Annotated in this window: 5 protein-coding genes; all 5 read left to right on the forward strand. The window is 33.5% G+C overall.

Annotated elements, in window-relative coordinates; translation table 11 throughout:
• The coding region (locus IDG60_RS10470) for an acetoin reductase (RefSeq protein WP_206160671.1) at positions 1-546 on the forward strand (546 nt) is incomplete at its 5' end.
• Positions 547-689: 143 nt separating this feature from the next.
• On the forward strand, positions 690-812 hold the full coding sequence (locus IDG60_RS10475) for a hypothetical protein (RefSeq protein ID WP_001789407.1): 123 nt from the start codon (positions 690-692) through the stop codon (positions 810-812).
• A 69-nt stretch (positions 813-881) separates the two neighbouring features.
• A complete protein-coding gene (locus IDG60_RS10480) occupies positions 882-1862 on the forward strand; it encodes an NAD-dependent epimerase/dehydratase family protein (protein WP_001793242.1) in 981 nt (326 codons plus the stop codon).
• A complete protein-coding gene (locus IDG60_RS10485; RefSeq protein ID WP_000736082.1) occupies positions 1825-2517 on the forward strand; it encodes a sugar transferase in 693 nt (230 codons plus the stop codon). Before IDG60_RS10480 ends, IDG60_RS10485 begins: the two co-directional genes overlap by 38 nt.
• Before the next feature lie 209 nt (positions 2518-2726).
• Positions 2727-2791 (forward strand): hypothetical protein (locus tag IDG60_RS22300; RefSeq protein ID WP_225549198.1); only part of this gene is annotated, 65 nt, incomplete at its 3' end.

Below are 2791 nucleotides of genomic sequence, written 5' to 3' on the forward strand. Positions count from 1 at the left end.
CAATTTGGCGATTTCCATGTCATGGTTAACAATGCCGGCCTTGGACCAACAACACCAATCGATACAATTACTGAAGAACAGTTTAAAACAGTATATGGCGTGAACGTTGCAGGTGTGCTATGGGGTATTCAAGCCGCACATGAACAATTTAAAAAATTCAATCATGGCGGTAAAATTATCAATGCAACATCTCAAGCAGGCGTTGAGGGTAACCCAGGCTTGTCTTTATATTGCAGTACAAAATTCGCAGTGCGAGGTTTAACACAAGTAGCCGCACAAGATTTAGCGTCTGAAGGTATTACTGTGAATGCATTCGCACCTGGTATCGTTCAAACACCAATGATGGAAAGTATCGCAGTGGCAACAGCCGAAGAAGCAGGTAAACCTGAAGCATGGGGTTGGGAACAATTTACAAGTCAGATTGCTTTGGGCAGAGTTTCTCAACCAGAAGATGTTTCAAATGTAGTGAGCTTCTTAGCTGGTAAAGACTCTGATTACATTACTGGACAAACAATTATTGTAGATGGTGGTATGAGATTCCGTTAATAATCATGCATTAGCGATAAATAAATCCTTATTGTTAAGTTTAATCACTTAGCAGTAAGGATTTTTTAGTGCACTTAGAAGGGATTGTATTGGTAGAAAATTAATAAGCGAAGTTCTTAAATGAGTTATGATGTCACAGTCTAATGCATCAGTTGAAAGCATTACTAGTATTAACACACCCAAGATATTATAAAACATCACAAAAACACCACTATCTAATTTATCTCAATAAAAATTCACAAAGTTATCTCATTTTATTTTTATAAATAAAAAATATCGATAAAAAGCTTACAATACTTTATGTTTTTATGATATATTTTTAATGTATAAATGAGGTGGAAGATTTGGAAAGAGTTTTGATAACTGGTGGGGCTGGTTTTATTGGGTCGCATTTAGTAGATGATTTACAACAAGATTATGATGTTTATGTTCTAGATAACTATAGAACAGGTAAACGAGAAAATATTAAAAGTTTGGCTGACGATCATGTGTTTGAATTAGATATTCGTGAATATGATGCAGTTGAACAAATCATGAAGACATATCAATTTGATTATGTTATTCATTTAGCAGCATTAGTTAGTGTTGCTGAGTCGGTTGAGAAACCTATCTTATCTCAAGAAATAAACGTCGTAGCAACATTAAGATTGTTAGAAATCATTAAAAAATATAATAGTCATATAAAACGTTTTATCTTTGCTTCGTCAGCAGCTGTTTATGGTGATCTTCCTGATTTGCCTAAAAGTGATCAATCATTAATCTTACCATTATCACCATATGCAATAGATAAATATTACGGCGAACGGACGACATTAAATTATTGCTCGTTATATAACATACCAACAGCGGTTGTTAAATTTTTTAATGTATTTGGGCCAAGACAGGATCCTAAGTCACAATATTCAGGTGTTATTTCAAAGATGTTCGATTCATTTGAGCATAACAAGCCATTTACATTTTTTGGTGACGGACTGCAAACTAGAGATTTTGTATATGTATATGATGTTGTTCAATCTGTACGCTTAATTATGGAACACAAAGATGCAATTGGACACGGTTATAACATTGGTACAGGCACTTTTACTAATTTATTAGAGGTTTATCGTATTATTGGTGAATTATATGGAAAATCAGTCGAGCATGAATTTAAAGAAGCACGAAAAGGAGATATTAAGCATTCTTATGCAGATATTTCTAACTTAAAGGCATTAGGATTTGTTCCTAAATATACAGTAGAAACAGGTTTAAAGGATTACTTTAATTTTGAGGTAGATAATATTGAAGAAGTTACAGCTAAAGAAGTGGAAATGTCGTGAAAATGACATTGAAGCTGTCCATAATAATAAGGGTTATGCCTATCAAAGAAAATTAGATGCACTCGAAGAAGTGAGAAAAGGCTATTACCCAATTAAACGTGCGATTGACTTAGTATTAAGTATCGTTTTATTATTTTTAACATTTCCGATTATGTTCATATTCGCCATTGCTATCGTCATAGATTCGCCAGGAAACCCTATTTATAGTCAGGTTAGAGTTGGGAAGATGGGTAAATTAATTAAAATATACAAATTACGTTCGATGTGTAAAAACGCAGAGAAAAATGGTGCGCAATGGGCTGATAAAGATGATGATCGTATAACAAATGTCGGGAAGTTTATTCGTAAAACACGCATTGATGAATTACCACAACTAATTAATGTTGTTAAAGGGGAAATGAGTTTTATTGGACCACGCCCGGAACGTCCGGAATTTGTAGAATTATTTAGTTCAGAAGTGATAGGTTTCGAGCAAAGATGTCTTGTTACACCAGGGTTAACAGGACTTGCGCAAATTCAAGGTGGATATGACTTAACACCGCAACAAAAACTGAAATATGACATGAAATATATACATAAAGGTAGTTTAATGATGGAACTATATATATCAATTAGAACATTGATGGTTGTTATTACAGGGGAAGGCTCAAGGTAGTCTTAATTTACTTAATAAGTTCAAATAAAAGTTATATTTTAAAGATTGTGACCAATTGTTACAGTATAACGAGGAATCCCTTGAGACAGTATCAAATGGCATTAAGAAATATGTGCCATCATTGATTTGCATGGCTATAAATACTATTCATCTGATGAGATAGCCATGTTAAGAAATTGAAAGTATAGCATTAAAGGGGTTTGTAACAGTTGAAAATTATATATTGTATTACTAAAGCAGACAATGGTGGTGCACAAACACATCTCATTCAACT

The organism is Staphylococcus sp. EG-SA-2, from assembly GCF_017152085.1.